1 protein-coding gene is annotated in these 239 nt (G+C 46.4%); it reads right to left on the bottom strand.

Annotated elements, in window-relative coordinates:
* A partial coding sequence (locus tag A6R74_RS22080; RefSeq protein ID WP_121499336.1) for a PAS domain S-box protein occupies window positions 1–166 on the bottom strand: 166 nt, incomplete at its 3' end.
* Window positions 167–239: the final 73 nt, after the last annotated feature.

Here is a 239-nt window from a genome sequence, read left to right as displayed (position 1 = left end):
CAACGCCACAGGCACGCCCGAGTAATTTGTCGGATGAATACCCTAGCAGTGTCTCGAAGGCTGCATTGACTTGCAGCAGCGTGCCTTCAAAGTAAATACAGCAGAACAGATCCTGCGAAAGCAGGAAAAATTGGTCAAGCTGACCTTGGGGCAACACTAAAGACATAAGATTTCCTAGGGAACAAATAAAACACGTTACGTGAGCATAATGAGTGCCGTTATTTTTACTGTGGCGTTCG

Origin of the sequence: Halomonas sp. ALS9, assembly GCF_001651035.1 — a bacterium.
In the GTDB taxonomy this organism is placed as follows: domain Bacteria; phylum Pseudomonadota; class Gammaproteobacteria; order Pseudomonadales; family Halomonadaceae; genus Vreelandella.
This window is presented reverse-complemented; position numbering and strand designations above follow the sequence as displayed.